General features: G+C 62.9%; 23 protein-coding genes. 12 read left to right on the top strand and 11 right to left on the bottom strand.

Going from position 1 to position 24,671, the window contains the following annotated elements; genetic code table 11:
• Nucleotides 1-1,641: a L,D-transpeptidase family protein gene (locus AKL02_RS08070; protein WP_083075290.1), complete on the bottom strand. Its 1,641-nt coding sequence runs from the start codon at nt 1,639-1,641 to the stop codon at nt 1-3.
• Between the two features lie 35 nt (nt 1,642-1,676).
• On the opposite strand from AKL02_RS08070, the gene AKL02_RS08065 reads away from it, so the two are divergent.
• Together AKL02_RS08065 and AKL02_RS08060 are read left to right on the top strand one after the other, a co-directional pair.
• Nucleotides 1,677-1,907, top strand: coding sequence for a hypothetical protein (locus AKL02_RS08065; RefSeq protein WP_133051920.1), 231 nt, complete (start codon nt 1,677-1,679; stop codon nt 1,905-1,907).
• Between the two features lie 101 nt (nt 1,908-2,008).
• The gene (locus tag AKL02_RS08060) at nt 2,009-2,563 is read left to right on the top strand and encodes a peptidoglycan L,D-endopeptidase MepK (RefSeq protein WP_078546845.1); all 555 of its coding nucleotides are present in this window, start codon (nt 2,009-2,011) and stop codon (nt 2,561-2,563) included.
• A gap of 143 nt (nt 2,564-2,706) precedes the next feature.
• Here AKL02_RS08060 and AKL02_RS08055 read toward each other — a convergent pair whose 3' ends face one another.
• Together AKL02_RS08055 and AKL02_RS08050 are read right to left on the bottom strand one after the other, a co-directional pair.
• Complete coding sequence (locus AKL02_RS08055) at nt 2,707-3,357, bottom strand: cytochrome b/b6 domain-containing protein (protein WP_083075288.1); 651 nt, start codon at nt 3,355-3,357, stop codon at nt 2,707-2,709.
• Nucleotides 3,350-5,071, bottom strand: coding sequence for a tetrathionate reductase family octaheme c-type cytochrome (locus AKL02_RS08050; protein ID WP_198453269.1), 1,722 nt, complete (start codon nt 5,069-5,071; stop codon nt 3,350-3,352). Before AKL02_RS08050 ends, AKL02_RS08055 begins: the two co-directional genes overlap by 8 nt.
• 262 nt (nt 5,072-5,333) lie before the next feature.
• Here AKL02_RS08050 and AKL02_RS08045 point away from each other — a divergent pair, with 262 nt between their 5' ends.
• Nucleotides 5,334-5,909 carry a DsrE family protein gene (locus AKL02_RS08045; protein ID WP_078519281.1) on the top strand — a complete coding sequence of 192 codons (576 nt, stop codon included), beginning with the start codon at nt 5,334-5,336 and terminating at the stop codon, nt 5,907-5,909.
• A 100-nt stretch (nt 5,910-6,009) separates the two neighbouring features.
• On the opposite strand, the gene AKL02_RS08040 is transcribed toward AKL02_RS08045, so the two are convergent.
• The 6 genes from AKL02_RS08040 to AKL02_RS08015 form a co-directional block, all read right to left on the bottom strand.
• The gene (locus AKL02_RS08040; RefSeq protein WP_078519282.1) at nt 6,010-6,363 is read right to left on the bottom strand and encodes a cytochrome o ubiquinol oxidase subunit IV; all 354 of its coding nucleotides are present in this window, start codon (nt 6,361-6,363) and stop codon (nt 6,010-6,012) included.
• Nucleotides 6,363-6,977, bottom strand: a complete 615-nt coding sequence (locus AKL02_RS08035; protein ID WP_165756923.1) for a cytochrome c oxidase subunit 3 — start codon at nt 6,975-6,977, stop codon at nt 6,363-6,365. The genes AKL02_RS08040 and AKL02_RS08035 overlap by 1 nt, the downstream gene beginning before the upstream one ends.
• Before the next feature lie 8 nt (nt 6,978-6,985).
• On the bottom strand, nt 6,986-9,049 hold the full coding sequence (locus tag AKL02_RS08030; RefSeq protein ID WP_078519284.1) for a cbb3-type cytochrome c oxidase subunit I: 2,064 nt from the start codon (nt 9,047-9,049) through the stop codon (nt 6,986-6,988).
• Complete coding sequence (locus tag AKL02_RS08025; protein WP_078519285.1) at nt 9,046-9,903, bottom strand: cytochrome c oxidase subunit II; 858 nt, start codon at nt 9,901-9,903, stop codon at nt 9,046-9,048. Before AKL02_RS08025 ends, AKL02_RS08030 begins: the two co-directional genes overlap by 4 nt.
• A gap of 601 nt (nt 9,904-10,504) precedes the next feature.
• Entirely contained in the window at nt 10,505-11,152 is a 648-nt protein-coding gene (locus AKL02_RS08020; RefSeq protein WP_158522062.1) for a Crp/Fnr family transcriptional regulator, read from the bottom strand.
• 213 nt (nt 11,153-11,365) lie between these two features.
• Nucleotides 11,366-12,094, bottom strand: a complete 729-nt coding sequence (locus tag AKL02_RS08015; RefSeq protein ID WP_232621739.1) for a Crp/Fnr family transcriptional regulator — start codon at nt 12,092-12,094, stop codon at nt 11,366-11,368.
• Between the two features lie 420 nt (nt 12,095-12,514).
• Between AKL02_RS08015 and AKL02_RS08010 the strand changes: the two genes are divergently transcribed.
• Together AKL02_RS08010 and AKL02_RS08005 are read left to right on the top strand one after the other, a co-directional pair.
• Nucleotides 12,515-12,901, top strand: a complete 387-nt coding sequence (locus tag AKL02_RS08010; protein WP_083075284.1) for a response regulator — start codon at nt 12,515-12,517, stop codon at nt 12,899-12,901.
• Between the two features lie 253 nt (nt 12,902-13,154).
• Complete coding sequence (locus AKL02_RS08005; RefSeq protein WP_083075595.1) at nt 13,155-14,624, top strand: succinyl-CoA:acetate CoA-transferase ScpC; 1,470 nt, start codon at nt 13,155-13,157, stop codon at nt 14,622-14,624.
• A gap of 368 nt (nt 14,625-14,992) precedes the next feature.
• Here the strand turns inward: AKL02_RS08005 and AKL02_RS08000 are convergent, their stop codons facing one another.
• Both AKL02_RS08000 and AKL02_RS07995 read right to left on the bottom strand, forming a co-directional pair.
• Nucleotides 14,993-15,913 carry a manganese-dependent inorganic pyrophosphatase gene (locus tag AKL02_RS08000; protein ID WP_083075282.1) on the bottom strand — a complete coding sequence of 307 codons (921 nt, stop codon included), beginning with the start codon at nt 15,911-15,913 and terminating at the stop codon, nt 14,993-14,995.
• Between the two features lie 141 nt (nt 15,914-16,054).
• A complete protein-coding gene (locus tag AKL02_RS07995) occupies nt 16,055-17,056 on the bottom strand; it encodes a TraB/GumN family protein (RefSeq protein WP_083075280.1) in 1,002 nt (333 codons plus the stop codon).
• 198 nt (nt 17,057-17,254) lie between these two features.
• Between AKL02_RS07995 and groES the strand changes: the two genes are divergently transcribed.
• From groES to AKL02_RS07960, 7 genes are all read left to right on the top strand, one after another.
• On the top strand, nt 17,255-17,542 hold the full coding sequence (gene groES, locus AKL02_RS07990; protein ID WP_075774612.1) for a co-chaperone GroES: 288 nt from the start codon (nt 17,255-17,257) through the stop codon (nt 17,540-17,542).
• A 65-nt stretch (nt 17,543-17,607) separates the two neighbouring features.
• Complete coding sequence (groL, locus tag AKL02_RS07985) at nt 17,608-19,251, top strand: chaperonin GroEL (protein WP_078519292.1); 1,644 nt, start codon at nt 17,608-17,610, stop codon at nt 19,249-19,251.
• A 170-nt stretch (nt 19,252-19,421) separates the two neighbouring features.
• Complete coding sequence (locus AKL02_RS07980; RefSeq protein ID WP_083075278.1) at nt 19,422-20,561, top strand: DUF8173 domain-containing protein; 1,140 nt, start codon at nt 19,422-19,424, stop codon at nt 20,559-20,561.
• A 71-nt stretch (nt 20,562-20,632) separates the two neighbouring features.
• Nucleotides 20,633-21,301: an HAD family hydrolase gene (locus AKL02_RS07975; protein ID WP_083075276.1), complete on the top strand. Its 669-nt coding sequence runs from the start codon at nt 20,633-20,635 to the stop codon at nt 21,299-21,301.
• A gap of 5 nt (nt 21,302-21,306) precedes the next feature.
• Nucleotides 21,307-22,254, top strand: coding sequence for a sugar-binding transcriptional regulator (locus tag AKL02_RS07970; protein ID WP_083075274.1), 948 nt, complete (start codon nt 21,307-21,309; stop codon nt 22,252-22,254).
• 137 nt (nt 22,255-22,391) lie between these two features.
• Nucleotides 22,392-23,711 (top strand): ABC transporter substrate-binding protein, encoded by a 1,320-nt coding sequence (locus AKL02_RS07965; protein ID WP_083075272.1) that lies wholly within the window; start codon nt 22,392-22,394, stop codon nt 23,709-23,711.
• Nucleotides 23,712-23,798: 87 nt separating this feature from the next.
• A complete protein-coding gene (locus AKL02_RS07960) occupies nt 23,799-24,671 on the top strand; it encodes a carbohydrate ABC transporter permease (protein ID WP_078519297.1) in 873 nt (290 codons plus the stop codon).

Here is a 24,671-nt window from a genome sequence, read left to right as displayed (position 1 = left end):
TTAGCTGTCCTGCGTGCCCAATTCCACCCCGGCCTTTTGCAAGGCGTTGAAGAGAATCGCGTCACGCCCATAGACGTCGCGGCGATACTCGACATGCCCCGACGCGGTCGGCCAGGCGGTGAAATAGGTCAGATGGACCGGGACGTGCTTTTCCAGCGGCACGACGGTTTCGCGCCCGGAATTGAGGATGCGCTTGAACTCGCCTTCCGGATCGGAGCTTTGCGCGCCCAGAAGCGTGTAGGCCAGATCGAAGGGGTCGCCGACGCGCACGCAGCCATGGCTGAACGCCCGCGTCTCTTTCTTGAAGAGCGATTTCGAGGGCGTGTCGTGCAGGTAGATGTTCCAGCGGTTCGGGAACAGGAATTTCACCAGCCCCAGCGCGTTGCGGTTCGACGGCGGCTGCTTCATCGCGAAGGGGAAGTTGCTCGCGTTATAGGCGGCGAAATTCACCGCCGAGCGCGGCACCACCCGGCCCCGGCTGTCGATCAGCTGAAGCTGGCTCGCCGCATTCGGATTACGCTTCATCTGCGGCAGGTATTCCTTGGTCACGATCGAGCGCGGCACATGCCAGGCCGGGTTGATGACCATCCGCTCCATCTCGTCGGAAAACTCCGGCGTGCGGCGGTCCGAGCTGTTCTGCCCGACCACCGTCACCGAGCGGAACGTGGTCTTGCCTTTGTCGATGACGCGGACCGAGAAATCGGTGATGTTGACCCAGACGTAGCGACCCGAGAAATTGATGCCGTTCATCCAGCGCAGACGCTCCATCGCGACGAGGATGGCTTTCATTCGCGCCTCGGGGCTCTTGTTGATCTCGCCCAGCGTGCTGGGCCCGGCCACGCCATCGGTAGCGAGCCCCTGATCGGTCTGGTAGGCCTGCACGGCCTTCTGCATCTCGGCGTCATAGGTCGCGCTGGCAGAGCGGCCCAGATAGCCCATCCGCTGCAGCCGGTCGCGCAGCGCCACGACATCCGGCCCACTGTCGCCGGGCTCGAGCTTGGTGCCGGGCACCGTCGGCCCCCAGCCGCCCGCTTCGATCTGATGCTCCAGATCGAGGCGCGCTTTCACCAGCTGCGCATATTGCGGCATCTGCGGAGCCAAATCGCGCAGGAACAACGCCGGGTTGGTCGAGGCCGCAAAAGCCGTGATCCGGGCTTCGGGATCGGCGCGTTTGGGTTCGCGCTTGATATCGGAGATGACACGGTGCGGGTCGAGCACGCCATGCGACAGGTCATGGGCGTAATCGAGGAAAATCTGGCTCATCTTCACTTCGAGCAGACCGCGCTGACGCTCGGACTGGACGGCGGCGAAGGCGACACGCAGCCCCTCGGGATCGTAATGCGCAGTGGGCAGCCCCTGCATCGCCGACAGATCGAGCGCGCGCATGAAAGCCGCGCGGCGGCCCGCATCCTCGGCGGCGGTCCAGATCGGCCGGTAATCGCGGGCGGCATAGAAGGCGGCCAGAGCGGGATTATCAGCGGCAGCCTCGGCCACGGCCTGGGTGAAGCCCGAAAGCTCGACCCCCGCCAATGGCGACATGGCCCCTTGAGCTGCAATCTGGGCAGTGCCTTGCGCCTGAGCGCCGGCGGCGAGCGTAGCTAGCGCGAAGGCCAGCCCTATCTTACGGAAATTGCGCGTCATAGCGTCTAAACCCCTGCCCGGACCCATCGTTCCAGATGTTCCAAACTTACCTGCATCTGTCCAGCGAAGCGTTGCCTGCGCGCAACGAACTGCGCGGACCCGCGCGGAACGATGCAGAGGGGCAACAGCGCCTTTCCGCCGCTTCTCACCCCGCACGCACACCGCTCCCACAAGGACGTGAGCGCATTTTTACCACCGGCAGGCGAATTTTTGCCGACATGCCCCAACATGGCAAAGATGCATCAGTTCCGTTCTTTATCGATTAATCTGTCTATGCCATAAGGAGTAAGAAGTTTGGGTCTACCATCCCTCAACCGCCCGAAACAGGGCGGGAAAATCGAGAGACAGGCGAACACAGGAACTTGCTATGACGACGATTTCCCGGCGCGGCCTTCTGGGCGCATTTGCTGCGACCATGGTGACGGCAGCCCCCACCATGAGTAACGCTTTCGGTCTACTCAAGGGCGCAGGGGACATCCGACGGATCAAGATGTATAACGGTCGTACCGGCGAGACGCTCGACACCGTTTACTGGATCGAAGGCGAGTATATCCCCGACGCGCTGAAGGAAATCACCTACTTCGCCCGCGACTGGCGCACCAACCAGCTGAAAAACATCGACGCGCGCACCGTGGACATCGCGGCGGCAGCGCACAACCTGATGGACTCGCGCGAACCCTACATGCTGCTGTCGGGCTACCGCTCGCCCAAGACCAACGCCATGCTGCGCTCCCGCTCGAAAGGCGTCGCGAAGAACTCGCTGCACATGCAGGGTCTGGCGATGGACCTGCGGCTGAAGTCGCGCTCGGTCAGCCAGATGTACAAGGCGGCGGCCGCCTGCCACGCCGGCGGCGTTGGCAAATACTCGCGCTCGAACTTCGTGCACATGGATTGCGGCCCGGTGCGGCATTGGGGCTCCTGAGCCTCGCGCACCTCGCCGGACCGACCCGAACGCCGCTTTCCCGAGCGGCGTTTTTCTTTGCCGGCCCTGCCGGGGGTTACCCCAAACCGCAGATGGAAAAAGGCCCCGCATGGGGGGCCTTGATCGGTCATGCGTAGCGATGCTCAGTCGAGCACCCTTCCCTGCTGACGGAAATAGGCCTCTGCCTCGGGGGTCAGATCGACCTTCTCATAGCCCGAAACCATGGGGCGCACATGCTGGCGGAAGCCGTGGCCGATGGTGAGCAGGTAGACATGGACCACCACGAAGCTCGCAATGGCGAAAGCCGCGAGGACGTGGAAATTCGCGATGATCTCCAGCCAGAACGAGCCGCCGTCGAGGTGATCCCAGACCCCGTAGCTGAGATAGGCCAGCCCCGAGATCCAGATCGCCGGGAAGAGCATCATCTTGAGCGCGAAATAGGCCGCCGCCTGCAGCGGGTTGTGCCGCCGCTCGTAGCTCTTCACATAAGGATGCTCCTCGCCCTTGAAGACACCGTAGGCGTAGAAGCGGCCGACCTCCCACATGCCCTGCATGCGCGGGATGAACTGCTTGTAGCCGCCCGTGGTGAACAGCCAGAAGGTCGCGAAGGCCCAGAGCAGGAGCAACGCCAGCGCCACCACCGTGTGGATCAGCACCGCCGCCCCGAAAGGCAGGATTGGATGCAGCCCCAGAAGCCGCGCGCCGGTGAAGAACAGCAACATGATCGAGCCAACCTGACTCCAGTGCCAGAGCCGGTTGAAGCGCGAATAGACCTTTACGCAATGCTCAGCCATGGTGGCCTCCATTCTTCTTGCCGCGGTTGATCAGGCGCAGTGCGCCATGGCCCAAGGCCCCCAGAAGCGCCATCAGGAACATAGCGAGCCCCAGCTTGCCGCCGAGATTGATTTCCGAGCCGGGAACGTAGATCCTCGCCAGATCGGTCATCCGACCGCCCTGCGTGTGGCAGCTTTCGCATTGCAGCGCATCGTCGGCGGGCGCGACCATATGGGTGATCGGCCAGTACATGTAGGTATGGACGAAATCGAACTCGCCCGAATACTCCACACCGGCATAGTCCATGCCCGCCTTGAGCGATTTCTCCCAGTCGTAATAGGACCAGAGCGCGGTGCCGTTGCCGGGGCCATAGACGTTGTTATAGGCCAGCACATTGCGCTGTACGTCATAGGCCTGCGTGCCGACCATCCGCTTGAAGGGGAAGATGCGGCTGTCGGGCTGACCGGGATTGCCACCGATCTTGTTGATCTCGACCACCTGCGTCGGGTCGATCTCTTCCTCCGGAAGGGTGAAGGTCATCTCGCCGTTGGACCATGCGTAATAGGGCGTGACGTTCTCGCCCCATTCGAAATTGCCCTTCTTCGACATGTAGGTGTGCAGATGCTTGCCGTCGGATTGGGTGAAGCCCTCCTCGGTGATCGGCTTGCCGTCCGCGTCGAGCTTGCCGGCGGTGGACCAGTCCCAGACGGTCTTGGTCGCCACCCCGCCCCGCGCGAAGCTGGGGATGTGGCAGGTCTGGCAGGCCACCGTGTCGGTGTGATCGTTGAGCTTCGCCGCGATCAGCGGGTTCGGCCCTTCATGCGGGCTGTCCGTGTGGCACGACTGGCAGGCGGCCGCGTCATGCGCGGTGCCTGCCTTGCGATCGGGATGCGGGTCGATCACGTCGGTCTCGTAGCGCGAGCCCTCGAAGACGTGCTTGTCCGAGACGTGGCAGGTCTCGCAGGTGAAGTTCTGACCGTCGGGCGACATATGGACATCGACGTCGCGCGACGGGTTGAACAGCGCCGAGCTGAGATCGCCATGCTTCACGTTATCGCCGCCACCGCCGTAGAAGTGGCAATTGCCGCAATTGTCGCGTCCGGGCGGTGCGCCTACGGATTGCGCGGCCTCGGCCAGATTGACGGGCCAGGCAGCCGCGCCGGTGATGGTCTTCGCGCCTGCGGCCACCGGTTCCAGCGGCGGCTCGCCCGCGAGGTTGTCCTGTTTGGTATATTGGCCGGATTTGTCGTGACAGACGAGGCAGTCGACCTTGGTCGGATCGTCGGGCATCGGCTCGCGCACATCCGTCCAGCCATAGCCCGTGTGGCACGAGGTGCAGCGCACCTCGTTCGAGGCCACATTGCCGCAAAACGCGTTCATCTCATGCGCTTTGCCGAGCGTCTGGCCCGTGGCCTCGTTCTGGTATTCCCAAGTCCAGTGGACCGAATGCATCACCTGATTGGAAGCTTCTGTGTGGCACGACAGACAGGCCTCGGTCACCTCTGAGCCCGAGGCGAACGGCCCTTTGAGCTGATCGAATTTCGAGTGGTCGGCAGTGAGCTCTTTCACCGGATCGCTCATATGGGCGGCCTTCGAGGCCCCTTGCGCGACGGGTGTCGATTGCGCGCCGATTGCGGGCGTCTCCTCCCCGGCCGCGTCCTGCGCGTAGGCGGGAAGCTGGCCCAAAATCACGGCTGAGACGAATGCCGTGATCCGCAATGCACTCTGTGTCATCGATGCTCCGACTGGCTCACTACTGGTTACTCACATTGCTTAGCGCGATCGCGTCGATCACGGGGATGCGACATTTCGTGAGTTTTGCGTGACTTACTGTCGCATCGGTTTTGGCACGCGCGGAGGCGCGGCACGCATCACGCAGCCCTGATCTGCCGTGAGCGGCGCGGCGAGGAACGAAGCGCTGCCGCTCCGCGCTGAGCCTCACCGGGCGCGGACATCCCCGGTCCCGGCCCTCAAATCTATTTCACAGGAGAGTTTCATGCAGCGCGCAACCCGCTTCGTTCTTCCCGCCGCCCTCGCCCTTGCCCTCGGTTCGGGCGCGGCCTTCGCCGCCTCCTCGAGCAACGACGGCTCGAAAACCGAATGGATCAACCCGGTCGTGAAGGATTACGGCAAGATGCACCCCGTGCCCGATGGCGCGCTCAGCCCCGATCCGAACAAGGACTGGAAGATCGTCTTCGATGTCGGGATGGGCAAGACGATGGACGGCGGCGTGAACGCGGCGCTCTGGCATGTCGCGCGCGCGGTGAACGTCTACGGCCATGCGGGCGTCGACAAGGAACATCGCAAATTCGCGGTGGTGCTGCATGGCGCGGCAACCCCGCTCGCGCTTTCGCCCGAGGCGTATAAGGAGAAATTCGGCAAGGACGATCCCGACACCAAGCTGAAGCAGGAACTCGCGGATGCCGGCGTCACGCTTTATGTCTGCGGGCAGGCGCTGGCCGATCACGGCTTCACCGAGGATCAGGTCGGGCCGAATGTCGATGTGGCGCTGTCGGCGCTCGCGGCGGTGCCGGTGCTGGAAAGCCAGGGCTATCAGCTCTTCCCGATGTGATCGCCCCTCTCCGGCGGACATGAAAAAACGCGGGCAGTTTGCGCTGCCCGCGTTTCTTTTTGCTTGGCGGAGCGAGGCCCGCAGGCCCCTGCCCCTCGGCTTACATGCTGCCGGCGCCCATACCCATCCGGCTTGCCAGATCGGCCAGCACCCAGACGGTGCCCGCAGCCATCAGAATGATGAGCAGGAAGGTGAACAGCACCAGATACAGGTCCGGACGCGCCTCTTTCGAGAAGTCGAGGTGCATGAAGGCCCAGAACTGGATGATCAGCTGCGCGATGCCGAGGATGCCCACGATGGACCATGCGAGGCCCGTCGAAAACACGCCACCCGCGACGATCACGACGCCTGCGAGCGTCAGGACCACCGAGAGCGCGAAGCCCCAGACATAGCGCGCCATGTCGTGCTTGTACTCAGCCGAGTCCATGCCGACGTCGGAGTTGATATAATCCATCACAGCACCCCCATCAGGTAGACTTTCGTGAAGAGCGCGATCCAGACGATGTCCAGCATGTGCCAGAACAGGCCCAGACGCACGAGACGCGACTTGATCAGGTCGTTCATCCCGAAGGTCTTCATCTGAACCATCAGCAGGATGCCCCAGATGATACCCGAGGTGACGTGCAGACCGTGCAGACCCACCAGCGAGTAATAGGCGGTCAGGAAGCCCGACACTTGCGGCGTGTTGCCCTCGGTCCAGAACTCGTGGAATTCGTAGAGTTCGATCCCGAGGAAGATCGCGCCAAGCGCCAGCGTCACGACGAGCCAGCCCACCGTGCGCTTCATCGACGCGCCGTATTTCATCCCCAGCGTGCAGATGCCGAAGGTGAAGGTGGAGATCAGCAGCGCCATCGTCTCGATGGTCGGCAGGCCGAGGCTGAACAGCTCATGCGGGCTCGGCCCGTTCGCGATGCCGTGCCATTCGGCATCGGCGTAGTTGGCGATCATCAGCGAGAAGGCGATGAGGTCCGACATCAGGAAGATCCAGAAGCCGAAGATCACCGTGCCCGTCTTGTCGTGATGGCCGTGATCGTGGGAGGCAGCGTGCGCTGCCCCCGTGTTGCTCATAGTTGCACTCATACCTGCGTCTCCATGATCAGGCCGCGGTTCTTGGTGGTGAACTCATCGTCGAGCCGGATTTGCGGCGTGGATTCGACGACGCGCTTGTGGGCTTCATAGCCCTCACGCAGTTCTTCCGCGGTGACGGTTTCTTCCCAGTCGGTGTCGTAGGAGCGGATTAGCACCAGCACCCACATGGCCACGAAGCCCACCGCCGCGATCAGCCACATCTGGAAGATCATGGCGAAAGCGAAGAGGGTCGCGACGAGGCCCACCAGGAACGGCATACCGGTCGGTTTCGGCAGGTGGATGTCGACGAACTCGGTCGGATCCATGACCCGCTTGCCCGCTTCCTTCGCATCGACCCACGGCTCGCGCGAGGTCATCGCCGGGATGGTGGAGAAGTCGTATTCCGGCACCGGGCAGCCCAGCGACCATTCGATACCGCGACCGTCCCAGGGATCGCCCGCCGGCACCATCAGGCTCTCACGGTTCTTGACCGAGACCCAGACCTGAATGATCTGCGCGGTCAGACCCGCCAGCACGCACAGCGCGCCGAGCATCGCGATCACCAGCCACGGGAAGTAGGCCGGCTCGGTGAAGAAGGCCATGCGGCGCGGCGCGCCCATCAGACCGATCGCATAGAGCGGCATGAAGGCCCCGTAGAAGCCGATCATCCACAGCCAGAAGCTGCGACGGCCCCATTTCTCGTCGAGGCGGAAGCCGAAGCAGAGCGGGAACCAGTAGTTCACGGCCGCGAACATACCGAACAGCAGGCCCGGGATGAGCATGTTGTGGAAGTGCGCCACCAGGAACAGCGAGTTGTGGGTCGCGAAGTCGATCGTCGGGTTGGCGAGCATGACGCCCGTGATGCCGCCGATCACGAAGGTGAAGATGAAGCCGGTGGAGAACAGCATCGCGGTCGAGAACCGCAGCTTGCCGCGCCACATGGTCAGCATCCAGTTGAAGACCTTAACACCCGTCGGCACACCGATCGTCATCGTCGCGATGCCGAAGATGGCGTTGAGGTGGGCGGTCTGACCCATGGTGAAGAAGTGGTGCACCCAGACGGTGAAGGACAGCACTGCGATGGCAATGGTGGCCCACACGAGCGAGGTGTAGCCGTAGATCTTCTTGCCCGAGAAGGTCGGGATGACTTCCGAGAACACGCCGAAGGCCGGCAGGATCAGGATGTAGACTTCCGGGTGGCCGAACAGCCAGAACATGTTGGCGAAGTTCATCATGTTCCCGCCTTGGGTGGCGGTGAAGAAGTGGAAGCCCGCCTGACGGTCAAGCGCCAGCATCAGCGAGGCCACGGTCAGCGGCATCATCGCGAAGATCATCAGGATCGCCGTGCAGAGCGTCGCCCAGGCGAAGATCGACATGTCGAACAGCTTCATGCCGGGGGCACGCTGCTTGTAGATCGTCACGAGGAAGTTGATGCCCGAAAGCGTCGAACCCACCGAAGTCAGGCCCAGCGACCAGATCCAGTAATCCACGCCTTCGTTCGGCGACAGCTTGATGCCGGTATAGGGCGGGTAAGCGGTCCAACCGCCGGTCTCGAAGTGACCGACGACGAGCGAGGCCATCACGAGTGCCGCGCCGCCGATCGACAGCCAGAGCGAAACCGCGTTCATGAAGGGGAACTCCATGTCGCGCGCACCGATCTGGAGCGGCATGACGACGTTGATGACGCCGGTCAGGAAGGGCATCGCCACGAAGAAGATCATGATCGTGCCGTGGGTCGAGAACAGCTCGGCGTGGTGTTCGACCGACAGGAAGCCCGGTGCGGGCGAGACCTGCTGGGCGCGCATCACGACCGCCTCGAGGACACCGCGGATCAGCATGATCAGGGCCAGAACGATATAGATGACACCGATCTTCTTGTGATCGAGCGTGGTGATCCAGTTCGACCAGAGCGGTTTCCACCAACCTTTGACGGTCAGGAGCACCATGACCGCGAGCGCGCCGAGGACGACGATGCCGCCCGCGCCTGCTGCGATCCCGGTGGACAGAGACGGATCCGTGAAGAAGGGAACGATGAAGATATCGTTCCAGTCGAGACTACCAAGAATACTCATTGAGCGTCCCCTTGATGTTGGTTTTGCGAGACATGCAGTTCTTCGCGGATCGCGTCATCGATCTTCTTCTGCTCGGGCGCGTGGTCGGGCAGGATCGCTGCGCCGCCATCGGACAGCATGTCAGGGTTCATCATTACTTTGCCCCAGTAGCCTTTCTCCGGCGGCTCGAAGAGCTCAGGCCCCGACCAGGTCGCGGTCTTCTTGAACGCTTTTTCGAGCTGGGCGAAGGGGTGCTTGGGCTCTTGCAGGAACGCATCGAACTGCTCCTGGCTCACCACGTCGACCTCAAACTTGTTGAGCGGGAAAGCCGCGCCGTTGAACTGGCTGTTGAAGCCATAGGTCTGCGACGGATCTTCCGAGGTGGTCAGGTTCATCTTCGTGCCCATGCCGGGCATTGCGTAGATCTGGCCGGCAAGACGCGGGATCCAGAAGCTCTGCATCGCGCCGGTGGCGGTGATGTCGAACTCGACGGGGGTGTTCTCGGGCAGGACCAACCGGTTCACGGCGGCGACCTTGCCGGGATAGATGAACATCCATTTCCATTCGGACCCGATGACCTTCACATGCATCGGCTCTTTGCCCGTTGCCTTGTAGGGGTCTTCGCCCATCACGTGGCCCCAGGTGAGCCAGCCGACGATAAGGAAGGTGAGCGTGGCACCACCCCAGATCACGACTTCGGCGGCAACCGAGTGCGACCAAGTCGGGTCATATTTGCCTTTCCCACCCTGACGGCGATAGCGCATCGCGATCCACGGCGTGCCGATCAGGATCGGCAGGGAAATGGGCAGCATCCAAAGGAAGAAGCTGATCAGGTGAGCGCGTTCTCCGGCCGCCACCGGGCCGAGCGGGGTCATCACCCCGTTCTCCGCGCAACCTGACAGCCATGCAGCCGCAACGGTCAACAGGACCGGGGCAGCGAGGCGGCTGGGCCGCTTGTAGATTTTTTCAAACAACACGGAAATACCTTTCCTATTCCCTCTTCTTGGCGCGGGGGCATAGGGGTCTCTCGGGGGAGGCCGCGAGGGCTCCCGTCCCGCGCGATGCCTCCCACTCTAGGGCAGCGCCCGCGAGGTCAATCGGTGTTGACAAATTGTCGCAGGAACGGGCGTAACCGACTGAAAATCATGCACAAATGTCATCACACACCTGCGACGCACGAAAAAATAACCAATAAATAAAGGGGGTTGGTCTTGAACGGGCGCGCCCGAATACAGGGGTAAACGGGCCCTTCTCTCGCGCTTGTGATGGAGCAGTGAGCGATCCGTGAGCAAAATGAGCAACTTAGCCGATCACGGACGCTTGAGGTCACGCGGTGCGTGAGGGGTGCTATCCGCTCAGACTCCCGCCTCGCCCCGCGTTGACGGTAACGGGCAGCGCCCTCCCCCGGCGCATGACAAACCAACGCCGCGGAAACCCCGCGGCGCGCTGTCAGAGAGGATTACCGGAAGGGAACGGTCAGAGCGCCGCGGCCCGGCGCAGCGCCGGGAGCGACGAGATCCGCACACGCCCGCCGGCGATCCTGAACAGGCCCTGATCGCGCAGACGGCGGATCGTCTTGTTCGTATGCACGAGCGACAGCCCGAGCGAGTCCGCCACGACCTGCTGGGCGAAGGGGAACGGCGCGCTGTCCTTCTCGATCAGCCCAACCGCCTCGGCACGCTCCCATGCGTGCATCACGAACCACGCGATCCCCTCATTGGCGTTGCGCTGCCCGACCGAGGCCAGCCAGCCCGACAGCCGCGTCAGTTCACGCGTCATCAGCCACACGAGCGTCGTGGTGCGGTCGGGACCATCTGGCAGAGGCTGATGCAGATCGGCCGGATCGAAGCTCGACAGCATCATCGGCGTGAGCGCCTCGTAATAGCTCGCCCCCGGACCGTAGAGTACGCTCGTCAGCCCGCACAGATCGCCCGGATAGACCAGCGCTTCGACTTGCCTGCGCCCGTCTTCGAGCAGCGTATAGCGCATGGCGATCCCGCGCTCGACCCGCACGATCAATGGCGTGGACTCGGGCAAAAGCGCCGCTCCCGCGGGAATGGCGCGTTGCGATTGGGACAGCTCCGCCAGATAGGCGAGGTCAGGTTTTCGAGACAGGTTTTCCAAGCTTGCTCGGTTCCGTTTTGTTGATTTCTGCGAAGAAACCAGCATCTGCCGCGAAAGCGCTTAGCGCGCTACGTCATAGGACATTGATGCAGATTTTTTCGGATGTTCCTCGGCGTCACCCGGCGGAAAAACGCTTTTCGCCTATGTGAAAAGCTTTAGGAATCGCTGCACGACTGCAGCGTTCCTGAGGAATTCCGCCACTCTCCTGCGCGACTATAAATAGTAGCGCGGTGGCCCGGCCCCGAGCTCGACGACTCCTATATCGGCAAGCCGTTCGAGATCGGGCAATTCGAGAATCCCCTGCGCCCATCTGACCAGCCCCTCGGACCTCAGACGGGCAAGTGTCTTGTTGGTGTGAACGAGCGATAGCCCGAGCGCATCCGCGAGATCCTGCTGCCGCACCGGGAACGGCATCTTGCCGTCGCGCACCAGCCCGGTCTGCGATCCGCGCTCGAACAGAGTGACGAAGGCCCATGCGAGCGCTTCGCGCGCCGAGCGCTGCCCGACCGTCACCAGCGCATCGCTCAGGAAATGCTCCTCGCGCGCGACCTGCCATGTCAGCATCATCGCGCGCTGCGGCATCTTCGAGAAAAGCTCCCACACTTGTTTACGGTCGAAAACGCTGAGCTTTACCGGGGTCAGCGCCTCGGTCGTATGCGAGGCCATGCCCATCATGATGGCGTCGAGGCCGATCAGATCGCCGGGGAAGAGGAAATTGAGCACTTGGCGCCGCCCGTCTTCCAGCATCCGGTAGCGCATCGCCTGGCCCTCGAGCAAGGTGAAGAAGCGTTGCGGTTCGTTGCCTTCCATCACGACGGTCTGCCCTGCGGGCATCCGTAGCTCGCCCGCGCGGGCGGCTTCGGCGATTGCTTCCTCGTGCGCATCGGGCGCCATGAAGGCGGGATTATCGACGAAGGGACAATTTCTAAAGTTGCGTGTCATGCCTTGGCTCACTTTTACGTCATAAGGCAACGCGGAGGACCGTGGCAGGTTCCTTTCAAATTTCGTGGGTGGATTCCCTATTTCCCCTTATTTCCCTCACTATCTGCGCCCCGCATGTTCACGATCGCTTGTGTAACAGGCAGCCCTGTGGGATTCATGCCAGCTAGACGCTTTGCAGCAGTATGTCATAGTTAAATGACCCCGGAGATTACGAGGTGCAGGAAGGCTGAAGAGGCCTCTCAGTGCACCGACAATCGGGCTGAAGCCTAAATCGTTATACTGACGTCGGATCGACCACGATCCCTCTCACCCTCCAAATGCAGTAATCTGCAAGGACAGGAAGCTGATGCCCCGGATTTTCCAACACGAACGAAGCGAGATCCGCGTAAGCGGTGCCCGCCTCGCGGCTAGGCGGTCCTCGTGACTCTTTGTTCCCCCCCTCGGATCGACGGCACCGCGCTGGTGCTCGAAGACGCGATGATCGTGGCCTATGATGCGGCCGCGATGCTGAGCGAATTCGGCGCGCGCGATGTGGTCATCTTCGGCACTGTCGAAGAAGCATTGCTCCATATTGCTGGCGGCAATGACATCTCGATGGCGCTGCTCGACATCAATCTTGGCGACGAAACCTCGCTGGAAGCCGCCAAGGCGCTGCGCGAACGTGCAGTGCCGATCCTCTACTCGACCGGATATGATGAACAATCCGTGATGATGGACGGCTTTCCCGAAGGCAAAATGCTGATCAAGCCCTTCACCAATGACGATTTCGCCAATGCCCTGATTTCGATGGGTTTTGCCGAAGCCTGATCTCTGCGCCACTGGCGTTGAGATCGATATGCCATGCGCCCCGTGACAGTTGTTATGCACTCGGCGCATATCTGCCAAACATGGACATCCCGCGCAACCTCGCGTTCCTCGTCACCGGAACACTAGGTCGCGCGGCCATGCGGGGCAGAGAGGAGCCCCGTTCCGCGCCATCGCGACCGAACCATCGCGAAGGAGGCGCTTGTTCATAAACCATACGATCCGCAAAGCCCATGCCGGGCTCGCCGCCAAGGTCATGTCGGCCGAAGAGGCTGCAGAACTGATCGACAATGGCGCGACCATCGGCATGTCTGGCTTCACCGGCTCGGGCTATCCCAAGGCGGTGCCGATGGCGCTGGCCGCGCGGATCGAGGCTGAGCACGCGGCGGGCCGTCCCTTCAAGGTCAAGATCTGGTCGGGCGCCTCGACGGGCCCCGAGCTGGACGGCGCCTTGGCCAAGGCCGACGGGATCGAATTCCGCCTGCCCTACAATTCCGACCCGATCGCGCGCGAGCGGATCAATGCGGGCCAGATGAAATATTTCGACATGCACCTGAGCCAGGTCGCGCCGATGGCGTGGATGGGGTTCATGGGCAAGCTCGACACGGCGGTGATCGAGATTTCCGGCATCACCGAGGATGGCAAGCTGATCCCGTCGAGTTCTGTCGGCAATAACAAGACCTGGCTCGATTGTGCCGACAAGATCATCCTCGAAGTGAACCGCTGGCAATCGCCGCTGCTGGAGGGGATGCATGACATTTATTACGGCACCGCCCTGCCCCCGAACCGCGTGCCGATCCCGCTGGTGAAACCTGACGACCGGATCGGCCAGACCTATTTCGAGGTCGATCCCGAGAAAGTCGTCGCCGTGGTCGAGACCGACGCGCCCGACCGCAACGCGCCCTTCAGCCCGCCGGATGCGGTGGCCGAAGCGATTGCCGGTCATATCCTCGACTTCCTTGGCAACGAGGTGAAACAGGGCCGCCTGCCGCGCGGGCTGCTGCCGCTGCAATCCGGCGTGGGCAATGTGCCCAATGCCGTGATGGCCGGGCTGATCGAGGCGCCCTTCGACCAGATGACCGCCTTCACCGAGGTCATTCAGGACGGGATGCTCGACATGATCGAGGCAGGCAAGCTGCGCATGGCCTCGGCCACGGCGTTCTCGCTCTCGCCCGAGAAGGCGCAGTATTTCAACGACAACGCCGCCTATTTCCGCGACAAGCTGATCCTGCGTCCGCAGGAAATCTCGAACCATCCCGAGCTGGTGCGCCGTCTGGGCTGTATCGCGATGAACGGGCTGATCGAGGCGGATATCTATGGCAACGTGAACTCGACCCATGTGATGGGCTCGAAGATCCAGAACGGCATCGGCGGTTCGGGCGATTTCGCGCGCAACGGCTATGTCTCGATCTTCATGACGCCTTCGGTCGCGAAGGGTGGCAAGATTTCTGCGATCGTGCCGATGGCCGCCCATGTCGATCACATCGCACAGGATGTGCAGGTGATCGTGACCGAGCAGGGGCTGGCCGATCTGCGGGGGCTATCTCCGAAGCAGCGCGCCGAGACGATCATCGAGACCTGCGCCCATCCCGCCTATCGCCCGATGCTGCGGGACTATTTCGAGCGCGCGAAGAAAGGCAGCTTCGCCAATCACGCCCCGAACCTGCTGGGCGAGGCGCTGAGCTGGCACCAGCGGTTTGTGGAAACCGGGACGATGGAGGAGTGAGGCCCTGAGGGCCGCGCCCGAGCCTCGGGGTGAGCCGTGTCTCGGAAGGCTTCCAGTGGAAGGCTTCAGCGGCGCAGGGGCGTCTGTGTTTCGCGGAAAGGGCCGCGCCCGAGCCTTGGGTGGGCGCTATGCAACGCTAGGTGGCCGGGCGATTTATCTCTCAAGCCCGACTGACGTTCGAGCCCGCGCTGACATCGCCAATGCGCCCTCCCGGGGGGAGGGTCGGGCGCGGCCCGGGGCTGGTCGCCCCGCGCCATTGGGGAAGTGGGCTGCGCCACCCTACGGACCGGCGCACGCCCAGCTCCGCGACCATGTAAAAAAAAGGGCGCCCGACCGGACGCCCCTTCCCATTCCAAATCTCGAAAAGCTCAGACCTTGAGCTGCGGAATGATCTGCTTTTTCCGGCTCATCACGCCGGGCAGCACCACCGTGTCGCCCTCGACCGTGGCGTCGAAGCTCTTCTCGGCCACGCCCTTCACCAGATCGTTCGGCACCAGCAGCGTCGCCTCTTCCTTCAGGATGTCGATCACGAACAGCAGCACCTGATCGACGCCGTCTTCCTTCGCGACCTCTTCCATCGAGGCCATCAGCGAGTCCTTCCGGTCCAGCACCATTTTCGGCGCGGTGGTTTCCAGCACGGAGACGCGGAAGCTCGTGCCGTCGACCGGGTATTCCTTGGAATCCATCCGCAGCAATTCCGCATCGGTGAAGGCGGAGACGTCCGATTTCGCTTCGAACATCTTCTCGGCCAGCTCGTGCATGTCGATGCCCAGATCATTCGCCAGCGCATCGCAGACGGCGCGGTCGTGATCGGTCGTGGTCGGCGAGCGGAATTCCAGCGTGTCCGACAGGATGCAGCTGAGCATCGCGCCCTTGATGCCGCGCGGCGCTTTCGCCACGTCGTCGCCCATCAGATCGTAGAGGATGGTCGCGGTGCAGGCGAGCGGGCGCATCGTGATGTCGATCGGGCCTTTGGTTTCGATCCCGCCGGTCAGCTTATGGTGATCGATGATCTGGATGACGTTGGCCGCGTTTATACCGCTCGGCAGCTCGGCGGGGTTGTTGGTGTCGACGACGACCACGTCCTCGCCTTCTTCCACGTCAGAGATGATCTCGGGCTTGTCGAGACCCCAATGTTCGATGACGAAAGCGGCCTCGGTGTTGGGCTCACCCAGCAAGCAGGGCTTGGCCGGAGTGCCTTTGACATCATTGAGATACCACGCCCAGGCGATGGGCGAGCCGGTGGAGTCGGTGTCGGGAGCCTTATGGCCAAAAACCTTGATCGTCATGGGGAGATCCTCTCGGATAATCATCTGTCGGCGCAGGTTATAGGCGCTGTGTCTGGGCTTGTCACCTAGGGGTCTGGCGATGCGGAAAGGAGCGCGCCCGAACCCTGGACGGACACCCCGGAAACGCTCTGCTTCAACTAATCAGCTATCGAGCCGCTTGATCGTCCAGCCGTCCTTTTCGAGGAGCCGCAACAGCCCCTCTTCGCCGGACAGGTGCAGCGCGCCCACCGCCACGACGACCGGGCCATCGCTCGCCGCCGCCTCGATCTCGGGCAGCCAGTTCTGGTTGCGCGCCACCATCAGAAGGTCCTCGGAAAGCTTCATCTGACGCTCGACCTCGTCGGCATCCATGCCCGCCGCGACCGCCTGATAGCGCGCGAGTTCCCAGATCAGACGCGGTTCGCCCCGGAAATAGAGATCGCCCATCGTCACGCCCATATCGTCGGCCAGGGGCGCGCCGATCACCGCCGCGCGCAGCATCTCCAGCGCTTCGGTCTCGGTGATCCCGTTGAAGAGCTTGAAGACGGTATCCCACGGCTCGAGCGCCTCGACCGGGACGCCATCGGCCTCGGCCTTCGTCATCACCTGCAGGTCCAGACCTCCCTGCCCCTTCGCAAGCTCGGCCGTCGCACAAGGCGGAAGCGAGAGCGTCATCGCGACGAAAGCGGGCCGCATCTTGGCCGCGAGGAAGGCGGGCATCCCGTGGGCCGCCAGCGCCGCCTTGGTCATGTTCCAGTCCTGCTCCGACATCATCTGCGGCAGCGTCTTGCCGGTCGAGAACATCAGCGTCGGGTCGGTCTTGATCGCATGTTCCAGCTTCCCCTGCTCGTCCGGACCGGCCTCCACCAGAAGCCGCGACGCATCGTCGAGCGCTTTCGAGAGCGCGCCGACAAGCTTGTCATGGCGCGGATCGGGAAGGTGGTAAGTGCCAGCCAGCGTGATCTTTTCCTCGCCTTTGGTTGCAGAGAACAGCAATCCGCGAGAGAAGGGCGCGGAATCGGCCTCGGCGGTCAGCGCCTCCTGCTCGGCTACGGGCAGCGCGTCGAAAATATTCTTGCCGCGGCACTCCGCCCAAGCGGGCAGTGCGAGGCAGAGCGAGAGCGCGGGGGCCAGCAGCGGCCGAAGGAACGTGGCGAGTTTCATGAGGGCGAGAGTGCCACGCGATCTGCATTCCGCATAGAGGCGAAATCGCCGCGCCCCGATCGCTCGAATTGACGCAAAAAATTCGCCTTCCGGTTATTGACACCCACCCGCCCGAATGACTAACTCCGCCATCGTTAGCACTCACCAGTGACGAGTGCTAAAAGTTTTCGAACCTGGAACCTTTAGGGAGTGACCCAGATGGCATTCAAACCGCTTCATGACCGTGTGCTGGTCAAGCGCGTGGAGAGCGAAGAAAAAACCAAGGGTGGCCTGATCATCCCCGATAGCGCGAAAGAGAAGCCCGCAGAGGGTGAAGTCGTTGCAGTGGGTGACGGCGCGCGCAAGGAATCGGGCGAGCTGATCGCACCGGGCGTCAAAGCTGGCGACCGCGTTCTCTTCGGCAAGTGGTCGGGCACGGAAGTGACCCTCGACGGCGAAGAGCTGCTCATCATGAAAGAAAGCGACATCATGGGCATCATCTCGTAAGGCGCCCTGCCCTTACCGAGATCCCCTGATATCCCAAGAACAACTCAGTCAAGGAGCCAACAAACATGGCAGCCAAGGACGTGAAATTCTCCACCGACGCCCGCGATCGTATGCTCGACGGCGTCAACATCCTCGCCGACGCGGTGAAGGTCACGCTGGGCCCGAAAGGCCGCAACGTCGTGATCGAAAAGTCGTTCGGCTCGCCGCGCATCACCAAGGACGGTGTGTCGGTCGCCAAAGAGATCGAACTTTCGGACAAGTTCGAGAACATGGGCGCGCAAATGGTGAAAGAAGTCGCCTCGCGCACCAATGACGAGGCTGGCGACGGCACCACCACCGCCACCGTGCTCGCTCAGGCGATCGTCAAGGACGGCCTGAAAGCCGTGGCCGCTGGCATGAACCCGATGGACCTCAAGCGCGGCATCGATCTCGCGACCTCGAAAGTCGTCGACGCGATCAAGAGCGCTGCTCGCCCGGTCAAGGACTCGGACGAAGTCGCTCAGGTCGGCACCATCTCGGCGAACGGCGAAGAAGCCATCGGCAAAATGATCGCCAACGCGATGCAGAAAGTCGGCAATGACGGCGTCATCACCGTGGAAGAAGCCCGCGGCATGGAGACCGAAGTCGAAGTCGTCGAAGGCATGCAGTTCGACCGTGGCTACCTGTCGCCCTACTTCGTGACCAACCCCGACAAGATGGTCGCGGAACTCGAAGACTGCTACATCCTGCTCCACGAGAAGAAGCTCTCGTCGCTGCAGCCGATGGTCCCGCTCCTCGAGCAGGTCATCCAGTCGCAGAAACCGCTCCTCATCATCGGTGAAGACGTCGAAGGCGAAGCGCTCGCGACCCTCGTGGTCAACAAGCTGCGCGGCGGCCTGAAGATCGCAGCCGTGAAAGCACCGGGCTTCGGCGACCGCCGCAAGGCCATGCTGCAGGACATCGCTGTCCTCACCGGCGGCCAGGTGATCTCGGAAGACCTCGGCATGAAGCTCGAGAACGTCGGCATGGACATGCTGGGCACCGCCAAGAAGGTGACCATCACCAAGGACGACACCACCATCGTCGAAGGCGCTGGTGACAAGGCCGAGATCGAAGCACGCGTCAGCCAGATCCGCACCCAGATCGAGGAAACCACCTCGGACTACGACCGCGAGAAGCTGCAAGAGCGCGTCGCGAAACTGGCCGGTGGCGTTGCTGTCATCCGCGTCGGCGGCATGACCGAAGTCGAAGTGAAAGAGCGTAAGGACCGTGTGGACGACGCTCTGAACGCGACCCGTGCGGCCGTTCAGGAAGGCATCGTCGTCGGCGGTGGCGTCAGCCTCGTTCAGGGCGCGAAAGTGCTCGCCGGTCTCACCGGTGCGAACTCCGACCAGGAAGCTGGTATCGCGATCGTCAAGCGCGCTCTCGAAGCGCCGCTGCGTCAGATCGCCGAGAACGCCGGTGTGGACGGTGCTGTCGTGGCCGGTAAGGTCCGCGAGAGCGACGACCTGAACTTCGGCTTCAACGCGCAGACCGAAGAATATGGCAACATGTTCGAGTTCGGCGTGATCGACCCGGCGAAAGTGACCCGCACCGCGCTCGAAGACGCGGCCTCGGTCGCTGGCCTGCTGATCACCACCGAAGCGATGATCGCCGAGAAGCCGGAGCCGAAAGGCGCTGGCGGTGCCCCCGACATGGGCGGCATGGGCGGCATGGGCGGCATGATGTAATCAGCCGTTCCCGCTTCAGGGATCTATTGGGAAGGGGCGCTCCGAAAGGGGCGCCCCTTTTCACATGCGAAAATCGCAGGTTTTCATGCGCGCATTGAGCTATGTCACGGGGCCGCGAACGAATGGCGCTATACTTCCCCTAACGTCAATTTCGTTGGAGGGCCCCGGTCATGTCGCGCAATTTCCTCGTCAAATCCCTCGCCTGCCTCGCTGTTGCACTGGCCGCCTCGGTCGCGGCGGCCGAGGAAACTCAAGACTGGCGCTTCGGCGGCGATGCCTATCTCGCGGGCCGCACCGTGAGTGCGACGGGCGAGAACATCCACGATCTTTTCGCCGCCGGTCAGCACGTAACCTTGGGCAGTCCGATCACCGGCGCGGCGCATCTGGCGGGCCAGAATATCGTGATCGGCGCGCAGGTGGGTGGCGATCTCTACGCGGCGGGACAGGATATCGACCTCGACGCCCCGGTGGCAGGCGCGGCCACGCTCGCGGGTCAGGCGCTCACCATCAAGGGTCCGATCTCCGGCAATCTGCGTGCGATGGGCCAGCAGGTCCGGCTTGAGGCCCCGGTCGCGGGCAGCGTGATCATCGGCGCCGACGACGCGCAGATCGACACCGAGATCTCGGGCGATCTGGTGCTGGGGACAAAGACCGTCACCTGGGGCGATGGCGCGACGGTCACAGGCAAGGTCCAGGTCTACACTGACACGCCCGGTGAGGTGAGCGTGCCCGCCAGCGTCGCCCCCGCCGATCGGGTCAGCATCCATGAGGCGAAGGAGTTCGAGCAGGCGAAGACGCGCGCAGTCCCGGAGCGCAATTACCTCATCGAGACCCGCGACTGGCTGGGCGGCGTGCTCGTGGTCGGGATCGTGGCCACGCTTCTTGCGGTCTTCGCACCGGGCTTCATGGACCGGATGCGCCAACGCAGCCTCGCCCATCCGTTGCGAGCAGGCCTTGCGGGGTTCATCGGGCTCTCGGCGCTGGTCGGGTCGATCTTGCTGCTCGCGATGACGGTGATCGGCATCGTGCTTATTCCGTTCTCGCTGCTCGGGGTGCTGGTGCTGGGCTTCGGCGGCTACATCGTGGGCATTTGGGTCATCGGCGCCTGGGCGCATGATCTGGTCGGGCGCGGCCATCCCGTCACCAATGGAGAATGCGCGCTCGCGGCCTTCGGCGGTGCGGTGATCGGTGCGCTCATCTGCATCATCCCCTGGGTCGGATGGCTTGGCATGATGGCGATCTTCCTGTTCGGCGCGGGCGCGATCGTGCTGCGCGTGACCGGGATCGGTGCGCAGGAGACCGCAGCCTGACCGTCCCTCCCCGCCTCTGGCCATCCCTGCTTTCGCGCGCTATCGCTGCGCGAAGGACAGGGGGAGGAACCATGACCGAGCTGGTGATTTTCGACTGCGACGGGGTGCTGATCGATTCCGAGATCATCTCGGCGCAGATGCTGATCGACGAGCTGGCCAAGCTGCGGGTGTCGATCGACCTCGACTATGTCGCGCGGCATTTCCTCGGACGCTCCTACCCCACCGTGATGAAGCAGATCCGCTACGAATTCGGACTCGATCTGCCGGAGGAATTCGAGGCGCAATATCGCGCGCGGCTGCTGGATGCGTTCGAGCGCGAATTGCAGGTGATGCCGGGCGTGGCCGATGTGATGGAGAGGCTGGAGGTGCCGTGGTGCGTGGCCACCTCCTCGAGCCAGCCGCGCGCGGAACGCTCGCTGGAAATCGCGGGGCTGCGCGAACGGGTGGGCGACCGGCTGTTCACGGCCAGCGAGGTCGCGCATGGCAAACCCGCCCCCGATCTGTTCCTCCATGCGGCAAAGAAGATGGGCGCGGCCCCTGCCCGCACGCTGGTGATCGAGGACAGTCTCAACGGCATCCGCGCCGGGCTTGCAGCCGGAATGGAAGTCTGGCGCTTCACCGGCGGCAGCCATCTGGCCGGGCGCGATCTGACCCCGCCCGAGGACGCGCAACCGCATCGCGAATTTGCGCATTTCACCGAGTTCTTCCAGAATGAGCCGACTAGGGAGAAAGATTCGTGAACCGTATGAGTGACGCCGAAACCTCGCGCGATGACGAGGCGGCACGGGCCGGATGGCTCTATTATGTCGGCGGAATGACGCAGGACCAGATCGCCGCCGAGCTCGGCGTGTCGCGCCAGCGTGCGCAGCGGCTGGTGAGCCGCGCGGTCTCCGAGGGGCTGGTACGGGTGCGCATCGAGCACAAGATCGGGGCCTGTCTGGAACTGGAAGCGGCGCTGATCCGGCGCTTCGGCCTGCAGACGGCGCGCGTCGCGCCCTCGCTGGGCCAACGGGGTGATCCCGCCACGGCGACCGCCGCCTTCGCTGCCACGCTTCTCGAACGCATCCTCGCCCGCTCCGAGCCGCAGGTGATCGCCTTCGGCACCGGGCGCTCGCTCTCGGCGATGGTGAACGAGGTGATGCAGCGCCCCGCGACCGCGCATAAGATCGTCTCGCTGATCGGCAACATCGCGCCCGACGGCTCGGCTTCGTTCTACGACGTCATCATGCGCATGGCCGACAAGCTGCGCCTGCCGCATTACCCGATGCTGGTGCCGGTGATCTCGGAGACGGTGGAAGAACGCGCGATGTTCGACAAGCTCAAGCCGGTTCAGGCGGTGCAGCGGCTTGCGGCGGCGGCGGATGCGACCTTCGTGGGCGTCGGCCAGTTGGGCGAGGACGCACCGGTGCACAAGGACGGCTTCGTCACCCTTGCCGAGCTGGAAGAGCTGCGCGCCGCGGGTGGCGTGGGCGAGCTCGTGGGCTCGTTCTACGATGCGCAGGGCAATTACATCGCCACCCCCACCACGGCGCGCTTCGGATCATTCCGGATCGAGCCCAAGCGCGAGGCGCCGGTGATCGGCATCGCAGCCGGCCCATCGAAACTGGTCGCGATTCGTGCAGCTCTCGATGGCGGCCTTCTCAACGGGCTCGTGACCGATGAGCCGACGGCCCAATCCCTGTTGGAAGATTGACGCCGAAACAAGGCGTTACTGTCAGCGTTAACAATTAATCAAGACATCGCAGTAATTCTGGATTGACAGTTTAGATCGTGTTTGTGAATATTTTCTCACAGTTTGGGCATATGCTCAGACCCCAAGGGAGGAAATCTATGACTTATACGATCCGGGCGCTTCTGGGCGCCTGTGCTCTTGGCGCGCTTGCGACTGCGGCGGCTGCCGAGACCACCATCACCGTCGCTACCGTGAACAACGGCGACATGGTCCGCATGCAGGGCCTGATGGACGACTTCTACAAGCTGCATCCCGACATCAAGGTTGAGTGGGTCACGCTGGAAGAGAACGTCCTGCGCCAGAAGGTCACGACCGACATCGCGACCAAGGGCGGTCAGTTCGACGTGCTGACCATCGGCACCTACGAGGTTCCGATCTGGGGCAAGCAGGGCTGGCTCGTGCCGCTCGACGACATGCCCGACAGCTATGACGTGAACGACCTGCTGCCGCAGATCCGTTCGGGCCTGACGGTCGACGATCACCTCTATGCCGCCCCCTTCTACGGCGAGAGCTCCTTCGTGATGTATCGCAAGGACCTGATGGAAAAGGCCGGGATGGAAATGCCCGAGAAGCCGACCTGGTCCGACATCGAGAAAGCCGCCGCGGCGATGACCGACAAGGACAACGAAGTCTACGGCATCTGTCTGCGCGGCAAGGCCGGCTGGGGCGAGAACGCAGCCTTCCTGAGCGCGATGGACAACTCGATGGGCGGCCGCTGGTTCGACGAGAACTGGACCCCGCAATTCGACACCGCGCCGTGGAAAGAGACCCTGACGCGTTATCTCGACATGATGAACAAATACGGACCTCCGGGCGCCTCGTCCAACGGGTTCAACGAGAACCTCGCGCTGTTCCAGCAGGGCAAGTGCGGCATGTGGATCGACGCCACCGTGGCGGCTTCCTTCGTGACCAACCCGAATGACTCGACCGTGGCCGACAAGGTGGGCTTCGCGCTCGCGCCGAACAAGGAAGGCGTGGACAAGCGCGCGAACTGGCTCTGGGCCTGGTCGCTGGCGATCCCGGCGGGCACCCAGAAGGAAGAGGCTGCCAAGACCTTCATCGAATGGGCGACCTCCAAGCACTACACCGAGCTGGTTGCCGAGAAAGAAGGCTGGGCGAACGTGCCCCCGGGCACCCGCACCTCGCTGTATGAGAACCCGAAATATCTCGAAGCGGCGCCCTTCGCGAAGCTGACGCTGGACTCGATCAACGCGGCTGACCCGAAGAACCCCTCGGTCCAGCCGGTCCCCTATACGGGCGTCCAGTTCGTCGCGATCCCCGAGTTCCAGGCGATCGGCACCGCTGTCGGTCAGCAGTTCTCGGCGGCTCTCGCAGGCCAAGTCTCGGCCGATCAGGCGCTGCAAAGCGCACAAAGCCTGACCGAGCGTGAGATGAAGAAGGCCGGTTACATCAAGTAACCTGGCCCCTCCCTGGCCGGGGCGGTCATTTTGGGTCTGACCGCCCCGTGCCTCTTTTTGCAACTCCCGATAACCGGAGCCGGACCGATGTCCACGCAAGCCTCGCGCTCTGCCGCGCGCCTTATGATTTCGCCATCCGTCATCTTGCTGTTTCTTTGGATGGCAGTGCCATTGGGCATGACGATCTGGTTCTCGTTCCAGCGCTACAACCTGTTGATGCCCGGTCAGGGCGGCTTCGTTGGCTGGGACAATTACTATTACTTCCTGACCGATCCCGCCTTCTTCACCGCGTTGATCAACACGCTGGTACTGGTGGGGGGCGTGCTTCTGATCACCGTGTTCGGTGGCATCCTGCTGGCGCTGCTGCTCGATCAGCCGATCTTCGGCCAAGGCATCGTGCGGGTCCTCGTGATCGCGCCCTTCTTCGTCATGCCGACCGTCTCGGCGCTGGTCTGGAAGAACATGCTCTACAATCCGGTGAACGGCATTTTTGCCTATCTCGCCAAGGCGATAGGGCTGCAACCATACGACTTTCTCGCCCATGCGCCGATGCTCTCGATCACCATTATCGTGGCATGGCAGTGGCTGCCCTTCGCGACGCTGATCCTGCTGACCGCGCTGCAATCGCTCGATAGCGAGCAGCTGGAGGCCGCCGAGATGGATGGCGCCGGTGCGCTGTCGCGGTTCTTCTACATCATGCTGCCGCACCTCGCGCGGGCCGCGACCGTCGTGATCCTCATTCAAACGATCTTCCTGCTGTCCACCTTCGCGGAAATCCTCGTGACCACGAATGGCGGCCCGGGCAACGCGTCCACCACGCTGACCTACCTCGTCTATGTCCAGTCGCTGCTGCAATTCGACGTGGGCGGAGGCGCAGCTGGCGGTGTGATCGCCGTGATCCTCGCAAATATCGTCGCGATCTTCCTGATGCGGATGATCGGCAAGAACCTGGAGGCGTAA

This window comes from Thioclava electrotropha, assembly GCF_002085925.2.
Lineage (GTDB): Bacteria > Pseudomonadota > Alphaproteobacteria > Rhodobacterales > Rhodobacteraceae > Thioclava > Thioclava electrotropha.
The sequence above is the reverse complement of the archived record's forward strand: the minus strand, read 5'-3'. Positions and strand labels throughout refer to the sequence as shown.